Here is a 17,846-nt window from a genome sequence, read left to right as displayed (position 1 = left end):
TAGTCAGTGAAAAGTAATATCGATACATGACGCACTGCTGATATCAATTTTTCTTGCTTGCTGTGCCTGTGCCTGTGCCTGTGCAGACAGAGGCTACAAAAAATTAATATCAGCAGTATCGTAGCGATTCTAAAATTCCTTGACCATAGTTATAACATCAGCATAGAAAAATTTACCATAAAAAAGCCACCTACATGATTGTAGATGGCTTTTTTAATATAGTTGATTCAATTTAAAAGTAGTACAAGGCAACCGATTGTAGATGTATATTTGATACTTCAAGCGAGGTTAACGCTGTCATACTTTTATAGTGGAATGACTATAGCTTATTTTAAATTGCTTTTAGCTCATGATGAAGCGATGACTATGCATCCATATGCTTAATGATGGCTTTACCAAATTCAGAAGTACTGAGCAAGATAGCATCAGGCATCAAACGCTCAAAGTCATAAGTGACCGTTTTATTAGCGATAGCGCCTTGGATACCATTAATAATAAGATCGGCTGCTTCGACCCAACCCATATCACGTAACATCATCTCAGCCGATAAAATCAACGAGCCGGGGTTTACTTTGTTCTGACCAGCATATTTAGGCGCAGTACCATGAGTCGCTTCATAGACAGCTATTGCACCACCTTTGTTAGCACCCGGTGCGATACCGATACCACCCACTTCAGCCGCTAGGGCATCAGAGATGTAATCACCGTTTAGGTTTAGCGTGGCGACGACGGAATAATCGGCAGGACGCATCAGAATTTGCTGCAAGAACGCATCAGCGATCACGTCTTTAATGATAATATCATTACCCGTTTTTGGATTTTTCATCGTCATCCAAGGGCCGCCATCTAACAACTCTGCATCGAAGCGCTCTGCGGCTAATTCATAGCCCCAGTCTTTAAATGCGCCTTCGGTGAACTTCATGATGTTACCTTTGTGCACTAAAGTCACACTCGGCAAATCGTTATCGATAGCGTGTTGAATAGCTTTACGCACTAGACGCTGCGAGCCTTCTTTTGAGACGGGTTTGATACCAATGCCGCAATCTTCAGGGAAGCGAATGCTGGTCACACCCATCTCATCTCTTAAGAAATTGATAACTTTTTTGGCATCATCGCTGCCCGCTTTCCACTCGATACCCGTGTAGATATCTTCTGTATTTTCACGAAAGATAACCATATCCGTCAGCTCAGGATGCTGCACGGGGCTTGGCACGCCTTCAAACCAACGTACTGGACGCTGACAAACATACAGATCAAGGTTTTGGCGTACAGCCACATTTAACGAACTAAAGCCGCCGCCTACTGGCGTGGTCAATGGCCCTTTGATACTGATCACGTAATCTTTTAAAATCTCTAGCGTTTCGCTTGGTAAGTAATCACCATCGTAAATTTTAGCTGCTTTTTCACCTAAATACGCTTCCATCCAAATGATGGATTTTTTGCCGTGGTAAGCTTTATCAACTGCGGCATCAACCACCTTAATCATAACTGGAGTGATATCCACCCCAATCCCATCGCCTTCAACGAAGGGAATAATTGGATGATTGGGGACATTCAACGATAAATCAGCGTTGACGGTTACTTTCTCGCCGTCTCTTGGTACGATAACTTTATCATAGGACATGGATAAAACTCCTTGGTTGTATGTTGGACGTCGCAGGTATACTGGGCACTCTGTTATTCTTTCGCTGTTCTATTATAGGTATGCGTGGTTAACGCCTGTTAGCTGAGCAAGCATAAGTGGCGCACTTACGATCTTATGTTTAATAGCTCTGTATCTAACCGTTTTACAAAACCACTTTACACTCAAAGCTTCGAAATAAAAATTGGCAAAATAATACAATTAATAAGAAGATAAAAACCCCTCTCACAAAAGCACCTGAAAATATAATGCCATGGACATAAAAAAGAGAAACGACAAAAAAGCTGAGATAAAATTAATAAATATCAATGCTCTGTAAGCTTGAGTACGCAATAAATGTCACATGTTATCCTAGCCATTGTACTAAGCTAAAGGTCTGAGCAATGATTTTTCTTGTGCATAGCTCATGTACAGATATCAATGTTATAAATACCACTATAATAACATGGTTTTATATTGAATATAAATTTTCATATCTACAGCCTACTTATGACAAGTTAATACATTATTTTTTATGTGTTTCGTTTTCATTAAAATGCCGTTAATTAAGTCATCAACCGTCTTATAATTGATCTGCAATCAGGGCGTGTTGAATACCTTTTTTTTGACTACTACTTTTCATATTTCGCAATGACTCATCAATACCTTTATTTAGGAAACGCTACCTTATGTCGACCACCAGTCTCGTTCTGTTTAATAAGCCTTACAATGTGCAAAGTCAGTTCCGTGATGACAGCAACAACGACCACACCACCCTATCAGAGTATTTTACTGACAAGTCTTTGCGCGTGGCTGGTAGGCTGGATGCGACGTCTGAAGGCTTGCTGATTCTGACGAATGATGGCAGGGTTAACAAAGCCATTACCCATCCACCAAAAGCCAATGCTGGACGTAAGCAAGGTAAGACTTACTTAGTGCAAGTTGAAGGCATGCCTACTGCTGAGCAACTTGATAAGCTTGGACAGGGCGTCATTCTCAAAGATGGCAAAACCCTACCTGCCGACATCAAACAGCTTAGTGAAGAGGATTTGCCTATGCCACTCTGGCAACGTGAGCCACCTATCCGTGAGCGTAAAAGCATACCGACATCATGGTTGATGCTGACGATTTATGAAGGAAAGAATCGCCAAGTCAGACGCATGACGGCTCACGTTGGATTGCCTTGCCTGCGTCTTATTCGTTGGTCAGTCGCAGGCTTCGAATTGGGGGAACTAGCGGTTGGTGAGTTTGTACGTATTCATTTAGATAGTGCGAAACTGAGGGAATTGGGTGTCAGTAATTAACTTGCTCTGTCATCAGGCGTATTGACTGATGATAATTTACATAAGAACATAGACACATCGAAAAACGTCTAGGGTCTGTTGAACATTCAAATGTGGAACTGGCAGTTGCTACAAAAAATTTATACCAGTCACGCTGTATCTCTTTTATATTAATCTGACTATGCCTGTTTTATGTAGATTAGTGGTTTTATATAGATTAGTAATAAAATCTAGCAAATATATTACGACCTGTTAAACATAGCGTCTCGAACTGGTAAGGTTTATCTGTTAAGATTCAGCACTTTACTGCTTTACTGTCATATTAGTGCCGTATTTTGCGTTTATTTACTGTTTAGCTTGTCTCTATAAGGATATGTCATGATTGCTTCTCGTCGTTTTGCCTTGTTCGCCACCAGCATTTCTGCTGCCTTTATTCTGAGCGCCTGTCAGCCAGCAACAGAGAATAGTGAGGTGATGCCCGCAGAAGAAGTAGCGGCACCAGCAACTGAGATGACGGCTGATCAAGAGAATATGGATAGTCATAATATGGCAGGTGGCGATGCAATGGCAGATGAGCAGCAAATGACAGACATTCTCAAAGACTACACTAAGTCGATGACAGGAATGCATGATGAGATGATGATCGGTATGGCATATAACGATCCCGATACCGCCTTTGCGAAAGGCATGTTAGGGCATCATCGCGGCGCCATCGACATGGCAAAAATCGAGCTGAAGTATGGTACTGACGCAGCCATGCGAGAACTTGCGCAAAAAATTACGGTAGCGCAGCAAGCTGAGATAGACATTCTGAATAAATGGCTTGCCGGCCATCCTGATGCTGCCAAACCTAAGCCTAATACCCAAGCCATGCAACAAGCCTATGCCAAGAGTATGGACGGGATGCATGGTGACATGATGCTCGCTATTACCGATCCGCTACCTGATATGGCTTTTGCACGCGGTATGTTGCCACATCATATTGGCGCTGTAGACATGGCAAAGATACAGCTCAAGTATGGTACGGATGAAGAGATGCACAAGTTGGCTCAAGATATCATCGACGCCCAGCAGCCTGAGATTCAAGTGATGCAAAATTGGATTGCCGCTAACAAAATCGATAAGCTCAACAATGACGCAACTAGTAATGACGCAACTGTCGAAAACGAAGTAGATGCTAAAGAATCTGCTGAGTAGCCCACTACCTAAATACGGTCAATCAATATCAATAAGTGTAAAACCCATAACGTCAAACCCCTGCTAATCATAAATGGTTAGCAGGGGTTTTTATCGAATTGATACCGCTATACTTTTGATATATCTATACTTGCTGACGCTCCATAACATTAAGCCATGTCTGCCAGCCCGCCGGTAGTGGTAAATGGTCACTATTATCATCGGGCACTGGATCTGTCTTTGCCAAATGTAAACTTACTTTATGCGGAAAGGTTTTCTCAGTCATGCCTTGCTGCTGTCCACTACTAAGCGCTATTTTAGGTAATACGCTGACGCACATCAACTCGTCCCGACGAAACAGATAACATTCCACATCATGCTCTGCCGTACTAAGCGACGCTAACTGCTTAGTGTCTGCCTTGATACCATCAATGGCGACAATAACATCATGCGCCGAAATACCAGCTTTGGCAGCCACACTGTCACGTGTCACGCGATTTACCTTGAGTCCAGCTGGTGTCTCATGACAGCGCATACCCCAAGGTACATACTTGTCAGCAGTTTCCTTGGTATTGGTACGCATTTTTATACCATTTGCAGTCAATAGTGCTTCAATCGGTAACTCATCAACGCCATTGACATAGCGGCGCTCAAACTCTTGCCAATCGGCAAGCGACATAAACTGCCCGACAACCTTACCCATATCGGCACTGCTGATACCAATCCGTCGGTTGTCATTCTGCGTTGCTTGGCTATAAAAAGCCTTAACCACATCAAATAAACGATAACGACCGTTGCTCTTTTCGAGCAAGGTTAAATCCAAACAAAGCGCCACCAATGCGCCTTTATTGTAGTAACTGATCCCAGCATTACCTGTGTTTTCATCACTGCGATATAACTTAATCCACGCATCAAAACTCGACTCAGCGATACTTTGATAGGCGCGTCCAGGCGTTTGATAATAGCGATTGACTTGCTCAGCCAGTAGTTTGAGATAGCTTGGCTTATCGATCACGCCTGATGCTTGCAACATAAAGTCATCGATATAAGACGTAAAACCTTCAAATACCCAAAGCAGCGGTGTAAAGGCTTCGCGGCGCAAATCTACCTCTAACATGACATCGGGGCGTACGGTTTTGACCCACCATGCATGAAAGTACTCATGACTACATAAGCCTAAAAAACGCTGATAATCACTGCTGGGTACTTTTGGTTCGTCAATACTCGGCAAGTCGCGACGCGGCGTAATCAGGCTGGTCGAATTAATGTGCTCGAGACCACCATAATCTTGTCCACTGGCAAAGGTCATAAAAGTATAATCATTAAAGGGTGCCTCACCCAGCCAATCTAGATACGTCTGACAAATTTGGGTAACGTCTTGCTGTAGCCTGCCCATATTGGCATTATGCTTACCCGACAGATAAAAACGGTGAGGTAAGGTCTGATGCGCGTGATCTTGGACGATAAAATCAAATGTATCCTGCTCAGCGATTTCAAAAGGATAATCAATCAGCTCGTGATAGCTGTTTGCTTGTAGCTCGTAACTGTATTGTCCATCCTCTTTCTGCTCATCCGCTTGCTGTCCATCAAGGCGCAGGTGCGTAGCGTCTAAACCACAGGCTAAAAGCACATGGCTTTCTTGTTTATCCGCCAAAAATGCGGCTGGCACTATTAAGCTGACTTGTACAGGCGTCTGCTCCTGCCCATCGACTGCTAATGCTAAAGAGGTGAAATTCCCGTATAGACGCTGCTGATCGACATAAGCGGTGCGCACGGATAAATCATAGCAGTAAACTTCATAATGAACATTTATTGTCTGAGCCACCTTGACTTGTGGCATCTGCCAAGTGTGTTTGTCTGTTTTTATCGCGCGGTGTATCTCAGCACTTTTATTATCGTCGTCCATAATTTGATAATGTACCGCAGTAATGTTTCGGGCAAACTCGCGCATCAAATAGCTACCTGGTATCCATGCTGGCAACCAAAGATTTGGAGCATCTACGTTTGTAGTAAAGGTGAGCGACACATCAACCAAATGCTCAAAAAAACGCTCAAAATCGAATCGATAGCTAATATTAGGCACAGGTCGAGCAGACTTACTGATTGAGGCAATTTCTGTTGACTCATTATTAGCAGTGTTGGCGTCAGAAGTAGGCACGTTAGCGTTATTGGTCAATGAATTCATCGTCTTTCTCATCCTTATTTTTATTGTTATGGTAGAAGTCCTTAGCCGAAAATGCAACTGGCAGACCCTTTACAAGCAACCCGCTGTACGGTAAAGCATAGAAAATAGCGCTTATTTTCATAAATTATGACATTAATTGGCATTTTTTATGGTTTTTCCCTTGAAAGTTATGTGGGCCATCGCAATTAAAGATGCTAACTGCTAAAGTTACTTTAATAAACTGATGATAACTGACTAATGACGTGGCTATCTGGCTTGCCGATTGGCTTTTTTAGGTTTATTGCAACCGTATTTAATTTTTTACACAGATATATTTAGGATAATTTATGACTACTATCGCAAAAGACACCGCCGTCAAATTCAATTACACGCTAAAAGACGACGAAGGCAACGTGCTTGACCAATCACCAGAAGGTCAGCCACTTGCTTATCTACATGGTCACAGCAACATCATCCCAGGCCTAGAACAACAACTAGAAGGCAAATCTGCTGGCGAAAAAGTTAACGCTGTCGTTGAGCCTGCTGATGGTTATGGCGAATATCAAGAACAAGCCGTACAACATGTACCACGCGATAACTTCCAAGGCGTTGATGACATCCAGCCTGGCATGCAGTTTCAGTCAGAAGCCGGTGGCCAAGTAATGTTGGTTACGGTTACTGAAGTGAATGATGACGAAGTAGTTGTTGATGCTAACCATCCATTAGCTGGTAAGCGTTTGACTTTTGATGTTGAAATCCAAGAAGTACGTGCAGCGACTGAAGACGAACTAAGCCACGGCCATGTACATGGCGCAGGTGGCGTTGAACACTAATCTCTATTAGAGCATTAGTAAAACGCTTAAACGACAAGTAAGTAAGATGAAGCTTGTCGTTTATTCTAAAAGGTCAGTAGATACGTCTACTGACCTTTTTTTGTGTTTTATGGCTTATTGATTTTTATGGCTTATTGATAGAAAAACACGTTCTTCCAAACGTAACAAAGCCGCGTAACGACGAGCGCTATGCGGCTTTTATTACCAACCATCCATGTTAACGCTATATGATACTTAATCCCGGAGTATCTTATAACTAGCAGGCATCCAGCCTTATTGTCCTTAATCAGCAAACCATCTATCCCTGACGCGGTTTTAAGATACCAATCCCTAGTATCAATGAACCGTTTCGTTCAATCGTGCCGTACAGTTATAATCGCAGATTGATGATAAGTTAGTAAGAGGTCTAAGCGTCAATCCGTGTAAGCCTATGCTTACACGGATTTTTATTTGACCGCTTTTCTAGCTCACAGTGATACGCTTGCTAGAGACTGTCTTCAGGACTGATCATTTTTTTTGAGTCAGCGCTGAGCATAATATAAGCCGCTTCATTGATGAAAGTTTCATCTTCAGGTAGCTCTGGGCGTTCATTGGCTTTCATTTGACTACGCTCTTCAAACTTCGCATCCATCGCGGCTTGATAGGTATTCCAATTGGCATACGGACGCTCACCTGTGGCGATGAGACGTTTATTCTCCGCCTCTAATGAACGCTTTTCGATCAGCTGCATCTTGGCGCGTCGGCTATTGATATCGAGCTTGACAGGTTTTTTCTCATCATCCATATTGCGAATATCGTTCAACGTTGATAAGTAAGTAAATTGTGGGTCTTTTTGCTGACGGATAGTAGACTGCTGATTCAGCGTTGCTAACGTATCGTTGGTAAATTTGCCTTCAGGCTTATAAGGTGCGGTTTTGATGGTATCCCAAGGCAGTGCTTTTTTCTGCGCGCGCTCACCAAAGGTCGCATCATCATAGATATTGACCAATTCGACATCGGGAACAACGCCTTTATTTTGCGTACTACCGCCGGTGATGCGATAGAACTTGCGCTGAGTTAAAGTCGCAGAACCTAGCGCTAAATTGTCCAGTTGAATCTGAGCAGAGCCTTTACCTGTAGTGGTGCTACCGACTACCAAGCCACGGCCATAATCTTGGATAGCAGCAGCAAAAATTTCACTAGCAGAGGCAGATGCTAGGTTAGTAATAACGACCACCTTGCCATCATAGAGTTGTTCGCCACCATCATCATCACGGTACACCTGAATATTGCCGCGATTGTCACGAATTTGCACCAGTGGTCCACTCTTGATAAAGAAGCCGAGCATTTTGGCCACTTCGTCTAATGACCCACCAGGGTTATTACGCAGATCGACCACGAGACCATCGATATTTTCTTTATTTAATTCTTTGAGCGCTTTTTCGGTATCGATACTGACGCTACGATAATCTTCCCCGTTACGGCGCGCTCGATAGTTCAAATAAAAGCTTGGTATCTCAAGGACACCAATACGTTTTGGCGTTTTATCGATATTAGGGCGCTGTACTTCTACAACGCGCTGGGTCACGCCTGACTCTTCTTGTTGAATGATATCCCGAACCACAGTGACGGTACGAGCGCTGGCTTCTGGGGCACTAGCCTGACGTAACTTGAGCGTGACCGAAGTGCCGCGCTTACCGCGAATAAGACTGACAATCTCACGTGTCGACCAACCAACCACGTCGATCATGTTTTTGCCGTCTTTGGCGATCCCGACAATCAAATCATTGGGTTTAATCTGACCAGATTTGGCTGCTGGGCCACCATCCACCAGAGTCACAATACGCGTGTAGTCTGGGTTTTTACGATCAGGACGGATAGAGACGCCAATACCTTCTAATTGTAGACTCGATTGGATTTGTAATTCGTTTGCTTGAACCGGTGCATAATAGTTACTATGCGGATCATAGGTCAGCATGGCAGTGTTCAAGATTGTCTCCATGATTTCATCATCTTTGAGACGCTTGAACTGCTCTTGTTGACGTGACAAACGATTGAGTAAAATCTCACTGGGCGTACGCTCGTCATTACGTACTAAATCCTGTCCACGAGTGATGTCTGGATTGTTCAAGAATACTTGCTCTTTGGCTTTTTCGTCTTCTTGACCTAACGTGATACTCATCAACTGAAACTTCAACTGACGCGCCCAGTAATCACGCTGCTCTTTTTTGGACTTGAAGTGACCGAGCTTTTCACGGTCAAGTACGATAGTCTCATTGCTGGTTAAATCCAAATCAGTCTTTAGCATTTTGCTTGCCATGGCAAAATATTCGTTTGAGCGTTTACGATAGCGCTCAAACACCTCTACCCCTGCAGACAAATCACCACGTTTGAGGCGATCACCGAACTCGGCGGCATATTTTTTCTTTAGCTCATCGACGTCAGACTGTAAAAACAAGGTATGGTTTGGATCAAGGCTATCAATATACATAGACAGAATCTCGCTGCCTGTTTTGCTATCAAGCGGCTGATTGAGATAATGGCTGCGATCCAGCAAGGCGGCTACTTGACGAGTGGTGACTTTTTGTTCAGGTGTTTGGACGAAACCTTCGGTGTTGGTATCTGCCACTGCAGTGCCGTAGCTTTGGGTGAGAATAAGACCGGCGATGCCCACTGACGCTGCACTGAGTAACCACTGTGCTGGTTGTTTTTTCATCATATATACCTAGTTATTTTAAGTTGAAAGTATTATCAATTGTCATCGAAAGTATTTGCTTGGTGATTCCCTATCCATCAAATTTATACCAAACCAAAAAAGTACGATTAGCGGTGTCAAACTCGTTTAGTCTACAATGCGTAGCACTTACACTCGTTTTCCTTGCTACTCTGATTTTTGTGAATGGTATTAGTTGTTTTTTTTACGGCGCAGCCTTTTAACTACTTGGCTTTTTAGCGATATTAATTATTGGAAAAGTACGACCCGCGTCTTGCGAAAAATCACTCAATACTAGCATGACCATAAATGCGTCATTGTCTCAATCTGTATAAGCAATATTACACTTTACCGCGGTACATACCAAACTTTCTATCACATTTATTGCTCGTGGCTACTGATCGCTATTTGATAGTTAATAGCCATTATTTTTGGCCGATTTGACCAGCAGATTATACTCAATTCATAATAGCTGTCATAATATAACACTGAACAGTCGGTTGCATTTGAATCTGATATAAATGCAACTGCTGATATAACATAATAAGGATTACGCGATGTACGGCGTCTTAATGATTGATATCGATAGTACCGCACTGACTGCTGAAGATGTGAGTTTAATCAAGCAAGCCCAAGTTGGCGGGGTCATCTTGTTTGGGCGAAATGTCAAAGATGCCGCACAAGTACGCGCACTGTGTGACGATATACGCTATCACAATGCTGATATATTGATCGGTGTTGATCAAGAAGGTGGACGCGTCGCAAGGTTACGTGATGGGTTTAGCCCACTGCCAGCTATGGGGCAACTGGGTGACTTATTTAATCAAGATCCCAGCCATGCGCTTAGCTGTGCCTACGATTGCGGCTATCTAATGGCAGCAGAAGTGCTGGCCGTGGGCATTGATCTGAGCTTTGCCCCTGTACTCGACAGAGGTGGTATCAGCCAAGTCATTGGTGATCGTAGCTTTCATCAAAACCCGCAAGCCATTACTGCTTTGGCTTCCCAGTTTATGCAAGGTATGAAAGCGGCTGGTATGGCAACCACTGGGAAGCATTTCCCCGGTCACGGCGCCATCGCTCCTGATTCCCATGTATCAGAAGCCATCGATAGCCGTAGTTTAGATGAGATTATGAACAGCGATATGCAGCCGTTTGCCCAAACGCTGCCATGGCTTGATGCGCTGATGCCAGCGCACGTGATTTTTTCACAAGTGGATAATAAGCCAGCGGGATTCTCTAAAATTTGGCTCAAAGACATCATCCGTGATGCGCTTAAATTTGATGGGGTTTTATTCTCTGACGATTTATCTATGGCAGGCGCGCAAGCAGCTGGGGATATTAGTGCGCGCGTCAAAGCAGCAATTGAAGCTGGTTGCGACATTGCCTTGGTATGTAATGATAGAATTGCCGCCCATGAAGCAGCTAAAGCAGCGCAAAACCTACCCTATCCCAATCAAAAACGCATCAAAACCATGTGTGGCACTATCCCCGTTTGGCAAGGTGACCTTGACGCTACTTGTCAGCAGTTTGACTACTGGCAGCAAGCAAAGAAAAACGTGACTCAGACCTTTTTTAATACGTCAACAGAGCAATCATCTACTGCTACTGCTGAATCAAAAGATCCCACTGTCTATAAATAACAGTCGCTCATTTTTTGGCAAATAAAAAACCGCACCTTTTCAGATGCGGTTTTTTATATTAATTATTTTCTTACTATCAATAATTTTTTAAAGATTACCGACTAAAGACTACTGAGTATTCACTTGTGGATCTACTGCTGTACCACGACTTGCATCATCACTATCTGGCAATAGGTCATCATTGTTGCTGTCTAATGGATTTAAGTCAGGATCGAGCGCATCGCTGCTCATAATCATACCATCATTTGCACTGGTGGTCTCATCATTGACCACGAACTCAATACGGCGGTTGCGAAAGCGACCTTGTTCCGTCGAGTTATCAGCGATAGGATCTGTTTTACCCATGCCTTTAGTGCTTAGTTTACTTGCATCAATACCTTGAAACACTAAGTATTCTTTTACAGATTCGGCACGATCGCGAGACAGTTTCATGTTGTAAGCGTCATCTGCTTGGCTATCAGTATGACCGATAATCATCAAATTCATATTCGGTACTTCAGTGATTATCTTAGAGGCACGGTCAAGGAATGATTTGTTGGCATCAGGAATAGACGCTGCATCTACTTCGAAGTTAATAACCTGCAAGCTCAAGGCGCGCGCCACATCACGTGGATCAGGGTTTTCACCAAGGTTGCTCATCGCGGTGTCGGCAGCAGTTAAGCTGTTGTCAATCTCACTTTGTGCGTCTAATGCACCTTCGGCTTTTACTATCATCGCAGGCGCTGCTGCTTGCAAATCAGCGACCAGCTTGTCTAAAGTTGCCGCATCAGGTGCATTGACCGTGATGGTATCACCTTTTATGAACATACTGGCATTCGGTACGTTTTTGACGATAGGCAAGATAGCAGCCAGCTGGGCGGCGGCAGGCATATCTATCGCAAAATTATCATCGACATCGGCACGGCAATTATTGGCTTCATCACCAAATGCACTGGTCAAGGCATTCATGACATTGGTCTGTAGCGTCTCGTTACCAACGTTCATACGGCAAGCATATAATTCACCGTTCTCACCTGTGGCGATACGCAATGACGCAGGCTCAACATCAGCGGCAACAGCTGTTGCATTACCTTCGGCGGCTTGCTCTTGGGTAACAGCAGGCGTAGCAACGGGCTCAGGATTTTCTTGGCAGCCTCTAAGCAATGCCCAAGCCAAAGCGCCTAAAATAATCAGACCAATGATGGGCAGCAGCGCTTTCATAAAACTGCCTTCTGTTTCTTCTTCGCGCTGAAGGGGTGCGGTGCTGACCGTATCAGACATTCGTGCGCCTGCAGGTGCAGCGGCAATCATACCTGCTGGCAAAACTGTGCTCGCCCAAGCAGGAATATGATGTTGGTAGCTAGCCGAGTTGTCGTTTAAAAACTGTGGCACAGGTGTCGTCCCTGCCAAGCTTTTTATTTCATGGTACGCAAGTGGTGCTGCCATCGCGATTAAACCGCGAGAAGCAGTGACATCGACATTGTGTTTGCCAGCAAGCTCACGAGCTATTTGGTCACGGTGTGTGCTGTCCGTCCATACGCGCTCATGAAATCCATGATCATCACGAGCGATATTCTCGTTAGAAAAGCGATCATGAGTATCTTTGTCTGCCAAGCGAGCGGCAAAAATAGCATAAAACTGCTCAAGCAAGTTTTTCTTAGCTGGGCTACGGTCATCTCCCAATACTGCGGGGCTTACCGTTCGCGTCAAATGGCTGATAACATCCATAATATAACTCTCCTATTAATACTTATTAGTATCAATCTATATAATTAAAATACTCAAAAATTTTGCTAAGAGATAAGAGCCGTAACCGTTAAAACCATCTTGGCAATATTCAATTTTCATTATTATAAAAGTATTAAGTAAGTGTTAACAATCAACACGTTGTTGTGCAAATGATACGTTAGGTAATGTTTCAGTTGTTACGCGTAACTAGAAAGACGACAAAGTACAAATCCCTAACATATCGATAGTGCTTTCGGTAGAAACAGGACTGCTTATTGAACAATAAATTAATATAGTAGATTCACTTTGAAACAAATACAGTGTGACTGGAATGAATTTTCGTAGCCTCTGTGATAGCAGCAAGCAAGGAAAATTTATACCAGTCGCACCTAACTGGTAATGTATCGATTTTATTCAGAACCGACTATAGCAATAAAACGACTTCATCTGATTGCTTATAACCATCACCTTTAGCCATCACTTTTTATAAAAGTATTGAGATGTAATATGACTCATACTACATCTCAATGGTCGGTCTAATCAGTTTCTTACTTGCGCGGGCTCAGCCACAATAACATTGCTGGCCATATTATCTACTTCAGACAAGGAGATAGGGCCTGATGGTCTACTATTTGTATTGTTTGTAAGCGCACGGCTATTGGAGTTATTCGGTAAATTGCTAGGCACATTAGTAAGATTGCCGTTATTGCTACGCACTGGTGTATTGCGGGCTGGTGCGGGCATCATACTATCACCAGTATCGTCATCTGTTGCTTGATACTCTCCAGCACCATTATTGTTTGCATTGTCGGCAAAATTATTACCATTAACGTTACTGTTACTGTTACTGTTACTGTTATAAGCATTGTTTGCAGCGCTGGCATCGGATTCAAACTGAGGATTCTGACCATTCATAGCCGTCATATCACCTACTCCGTTACTATTATTGGGTAATGGTAATGGTGCTACACTGTCAATCATCAGCGCTGGCGCTAACGTACGTATGTCAGTGACCAAGCGTTGTAGGAGCATATTGTCTGGCGCTTCCAAGGTCACTCGCTCATTTTGTAAATGCAGTCGAGCAAATGGTGTTGATCTCAACATAGTCAAGATATTGGGCAGCACCTCTGCTGGTATACTATTCATACTACTGGCCACGCCTACCTGTATGGTCAACTCACAGATACTTGCCTGCTCACCGAAACTTGTATTGAGTGCCTGTTGTAGTATGCTTTGCAACGCTTCATCCCCGACCGTTGCGCTACAAGTATATAGACTACCACTGTCATCTACCCCAACGATTAGCTCAACTGGTGTTAAAAATTGTGCTGCTGGTTCAATGGTAGGCGGAACAACGACTGGGGCGGTAGCCACAGGTTCTACTGTTGTCGCACCATTAGGCTTAATTAACAGTGCCCATGCCGCAAAGCCTATCGCTACCACTGCCAGTATCAATAAAAATACCCGTACCAATAAATCATTGCGTTGATTACGGGTACGGACTTTCTCTCGCTTCATGCTGCCATTTTCTGCCAAATGATGGTCAGTAGGACTGGTATGCATAACATCAGTAAGATTGTTTAAATTGCTATTGCGATGCTTACTTAAATTCGCACTAGTATTTGGATGAACACTGCTATTCTCTATGGCAGCTGCTGTCGACGGCGTTATCGCGGTTGTATCAGAAGCGCTGACTTTGTCCTTTGGCATATCTGGCACAGCTGCTATAGTAGCATCCGCTCTGACACTCGGTGCACCGGATGGTTGATGAATACTTTGGGAGGCCGTGATAAAAGGTGCTGACCATGTGGGTAAATACTGGCGCAACGCCGATTGTTCTCTTTGCAAAAACGCAGGCAAAAACTGTCCATTCGCTAGTACTTTTAGCTCACGGTAGGCCAGTGGCGCAGCATTTATAAGTAACTGTACGGTAGCAAGCTCATCGATATGATGTGTGGCGGCAAGTTCCTGCACTAGAGTTTGCCGCATATTTGGGGCTTGCCATAGCTGCTCAAAGAGAGGGGTTTCTGGCACGCTATCAGCAACTACGACTTGATCCGACCTTAGCAACTGCGAATAAACTTCTGGCAAAGCCAAGCGGGCTACCAAAATCGCATAGAACTGCTCGAGGAGGCAGATATGGGCGACGCTGCTATTATCACCCAACACAGCTGGCGTGACATGTTGTTCTAGTTGCTCAATAATACTCATAACTGACGGCCTCTACCGGCTTTAATGTTTAAATATATAAATGAAGTAAATCGTTTTTTATCTGCTTTGCTTAATGCCTGTACTTTAAATGTCTGTACTTTAAATGTCTGTACTTTAAATGCCTATACTTTATAAGTTGCGCCCTGTGAAACGGCTGTGCTGTTGGTAGTTGTCGCTATGCGTCGCTCATATGAACGACTTTATCTTATCTTAAATATATATATAGACTTAAGTTTATTTTTAAGGCGCTGTAGACTGCTTGCTACAAATACATTTAGCATTAACGTTACGGTCAGTATACGAAGCATTACTTACTCTCTTTTATACACTGTTATATTAGGGTCTGTTGAACATTAAAATGTGGCACTGGCGGTGGCTATTTTTTAGACAATACGCAGTGAAATTTTTGACGCCTAGTCATTCTAGGTTAGACAATTTCGCCATGTATTGGCAAAAAATAGCCCTGCCCCTGCTTGTATACTTGGGGCTGATGCTAAAATCAGCAGTCCTAATATTTGAATGGTCAACAGGCCCTATTAATAATAAATGATTATTAAAGCACAGTTCTCTACATAATGGGTTTTTGACTTACCCTGATCGTTGCTGAATCGATGATCAGCAATCATTATGGGCACTGTCATATCACTACTTATTATTGATTGTCTTACCCAGTGTTTATTTAGCCATCGCATTTAGGCGGTTCACCCTGTTGTATATACCACAATCACACACTAGGCTCGGCCTAAGGATTACCCTTTGCTTAACCATACGACCCTTATCATCATTATCACTGTTATTATCAGTTTGTTGGCTTGGCAAAACAAGACACTATTCAATCGACTCATTTTTTATCCACCCGCGGTAAATAATGGTCAATGGGATCGTTTTGTGACCCATGGTTTTATTCATGCTGACAGTATGCACTTACTGTTTAATATGTTTACCTTGTATTTTTTCGGTCGTGCTATCGAAGGGTTATATCAATCATTTTTATTCGGTTATGGTTTCGTGGTGTTTTATGTGTTGGCTATCATTATCGCGATGATTCCAAGTTATATTAAAAATAAAAACAATGCTAGCTATCTCAGCCTTGGCGCATCAGGCGGTGTATCAGCGGTATTATTTGCCTTTATCTTGCTGGCACCTTGGGAAAAAATCTATTTATTTGCAGTCGTTCCTATCCCAGCGATATTATTTGCTGTCGCTTACGTGGCTTATAGCATCTACGCGGATAAACGCGGTGGCTCGAACATCAATCACATGGCGCATCTGTGGGGCGGCGCGTTTGGCATAATCGCCACTATTATTCTGGAGCCACAAGTGCTCCCACATTTTTTAAATGCGTTATTATCGCCAAGCCTTTAAAGTATGATTTTTAGAGGTCTGTTTTAAGAAAGAAGCGTCACTTGTTTAAGTGGCTTAAGTAAGTGACGCTCAAATCTAAACCAGTTAAAAAAATTTAACTCCTTTTTAATTTCGTCGCGTTGCTCGGCATGTCGAGCAATTTTATACTTTAAGATTAGACAGTGACTTATGATTATAGATATTATCGGTGATATTCACGGTTATGCAGACAAGCTAGTGGGTCTGCTTACCCAGCTAGGCTATCGCCATAACGGACTGTACTTCGTGCCGCCAGCAGGTCATCGGGCATTATTTATCGGTGATTTGATCGACCGTGGGTCGCAGCAATTGACCACGTTAGAAATTGTTTTTGCCATGCTGGATGCGGATGTTGCCGATGCAGTAATGGGCAATCATGAATACAATGCTTTAGCCTTTGCGACGCTCGACCCTAACAATCCTCAGGAATACTTACGCTCACACAATGAGACACATACGCGCCAACACGAGGCTTTTCTCGCAGAAGTGCCTTTTGGCTCAGAAAATCATCACTATTGGCTGGAGCGGTTATATGAAATTCCCTTATGGCTTGAAACTGACTATGCTTGCTTTGTGCATGCCTGTTGGGATGTGGACAGCATGGCGATATTAGCACCCTTATTGACTGCTGATAACTGCTTAACACCCAAAGGACTTGTCGTAACTGCCCAAGAGCATAGCGAGAATTTTGAAGCATTAGAGAGAGTATTAAAAGGCGTAGAGACACCGCTACCTGATGGCATGGTGATGGTTGATAAAGAAGGTACCGAGCGCACACGAGTGCGGGTACGTTGGTGGCTTGAAGGTCTTAACGAGCGTACGCTATATGATGTTGCACGTGCCCCCTCCTCCGCATTGGCACAAATTCCAGTAGATGCTTTGGCAGAAAATATCAATTTTGCGCTCAAAACCGATAAACCCGTATTCGTCGGTCATTATTGGCTAACTGGGACACCTGAACCATTGAGTCCACAAGTTGCTTGTACTGATTATTCGGCAGCGGTAGATAGTGGTTATCTAACGGGCTATCAGCTCGATACCGAGCAGCCTTTGCCACTCAAAGCCAGCAATTTTGTGCAATATCGCCATGACAAAGACCCAGTGATACAGTCATAATCGAAATACCATTTCACTTG

At 43.5% G+C, this 17,846-nt stretch carries 11 protein-coding genes; 6 read left to right on the top strand and 5 right to left on the bottom strand.

Translation table 11 applies throughout. The annotated features are described in order from the left end of the window. Positions 1-364 precede the first annotated feature (364 nt). Positions 365-1,624, bottom strand: coding sequence for an NADP-dependent isocitrate dehydrogenase (gene icd, locus J5X94_RS09630; RefSeq protein WP_194620783.1), 1,260 nt, complete (start codon positions 1,622-1,624; stop codon positions 365-367). 686 nt (positions 1,625-2,310) lie between these two features. Here icd and J5X94_RS09625 point away from each other — a divergent pair. Together J5X94_RS09625 and J5X94_RS09620 are read left to right on the top strand one after the other, a co-directional pair. Continuing rightward, complete coding sequence (locus J5X94_RS09625) at positions 2,311-2,925, top strand: pseudouridine synthase (RefSeq protein ID WP_210541105.1); 615 nt, start codon at positions 2,311-2,313, stop codon at positions 2,923-2,925. 357 nt (positions 2,926-3,282) lie between these two features. Further along, positions 3,283-4,101 (top strand): DUF305 domain-containing protein, encoded by an 819-nt coding sequence (locus tag J5X94_RS09620; protein ID WP_210541104.1) that lies wholly within the window; start codon positions 3,283-3,285, stop codon positions 4,099-4,101. A gap of 124 nt (positions 4,102-4,225) precedes the next feature. Here J5X94_RS09620 and J5X94_RS09615 read toward each other — a convergent pair whose 3' ends face one another. Then, complete coding sequence (locus tag J5X94_RS09615) at positions 4,226-6,265, bottom strand: M61 family metallopeptidase (RefSeq protein WP_210541103.1); 2,040 nt, start codon at positions 6,263-6,265, stop codon at positions 4,226-4,228. 326 nt (positions 6,266-6,591) lie between these two features. Between J5X94_RS09615 and J5X94_RS09610 the strand changes: the two genes are divergently transcribed. After that, the gene (locus J5X94_RS09610; RefSeq protein WP_010201899.1) at positions 6,592-7,077 is read left to right on the top strand and encodes an FKBP-type peptidyl-prolyl cis-trans isomerase; all 486 of its coding nucleotides are present in this window, start codon (positions 6,592-6,594) and stop codon (positions 7,075-7,077) included. 484 nt (positions 7,078-7,561) lie between these two features. Here J5X94_RS09610 and J5X94_RS09605 read toward each other — a convergent pair whose 3' ends face one another. Beyond that, positions 7,562-9,772 carry a carboxy terminal-processing peptidase gene (locus J5X94_RS09605; protein WP_201592677.1) on the bottom strand — a complete coding sequence of 737 codons (2,211 nt, stop codon included), beginning with the start codon at positions 9,770-9,772 and terminating at the stop codon, positions 7,562-7,564. A 554-nt stretch (positions 9,773-10,326) separates the two neighbouring features. Here J5X94_RS09605 and nagZ point away from each other — a divergent pair. Further along, on the top strand, positions 10,327-11,409 hold the full coding sequence (gene nagZ, locus J5X94_RS09600) for a beta-N-acetylhexosaminidase (protein WP_210541102.1): 1,083 nt from the start codon (positions 10,327-10,329) through the stop codon (positions 11,407-11,409). A gap of 108 nt (positions 11,410-11,517) precedes the next feature. On the opposite strand, the gene J5X94_RS09595 is transcribed toward nagZ, so the two are convergent. Further along, the gene (locus tag J5X94_RS09595) at positions 11,518-13,116 is read right to left on the bottom strand and encodes an OmpA family protein (RefSeq protein ID WP_210541101.1); all 1,599 of its coding nucleotides are present in this window, start codon (positions 13,114-13,116) and stop codon (positions 11,518-11,520) included. Positions 13,117-13,656: 540 nt separating this feature from the next. Next, the gene (locus J5X94_RS09590; protein WP_210541100.1) at positions 13,657-15,327 is read right to left on the bottom strand and encodes a hypothetical protein; all 1,671 of its coding nucleotides are present in this window, start codon (positions 15,325-15,327) and stop codon (positions 13,657-13,659) included. 756 nt (positions 15,328-16,083) lie between these two features. Between J5X94_RS09590 and J5X94_RS09585 the strand changes: the two genes are divergently transcribed. Then, entirely contained in the window at positions 16,084-16,692 is a 609-nt protein-coding gene (locus J5X94_RS09585) for a rhomboid family intramembrane serine protease (protein ID WP_210541099.1), read from the top strand. 168 nt (positions 16,693-16,860) lie between these two features. Beyond that, complete coding sequence (locus J5X94_RS09580; RefSeq protein WP_210541098.1) at positions 16,861-17,826, top strand: metallophosphoesterase; 966 nt, start codon at positions 16,861-16,863, stop codon at positions 17,824-17,826. Positions 17,827-17,846: the final 20 nt, after the last annotated feature.

The sequence above is a fragment of the Psychrobacter sp. K31L genome (genome assembly GCF_017942195.1).
GTDB classification, from domain to species: Bacteria; Pseudomonadota; Gammaproteobacteria; order Pseudomonadales; family Moraxellaceae; genus Psychrobacter; species Psychrobacter glaciei.
The sequence above is the reverse complement of the archived record's forward strand: the minus strand, read 5'-3'. Positions and strand labels throughout refer to the sequence as shown.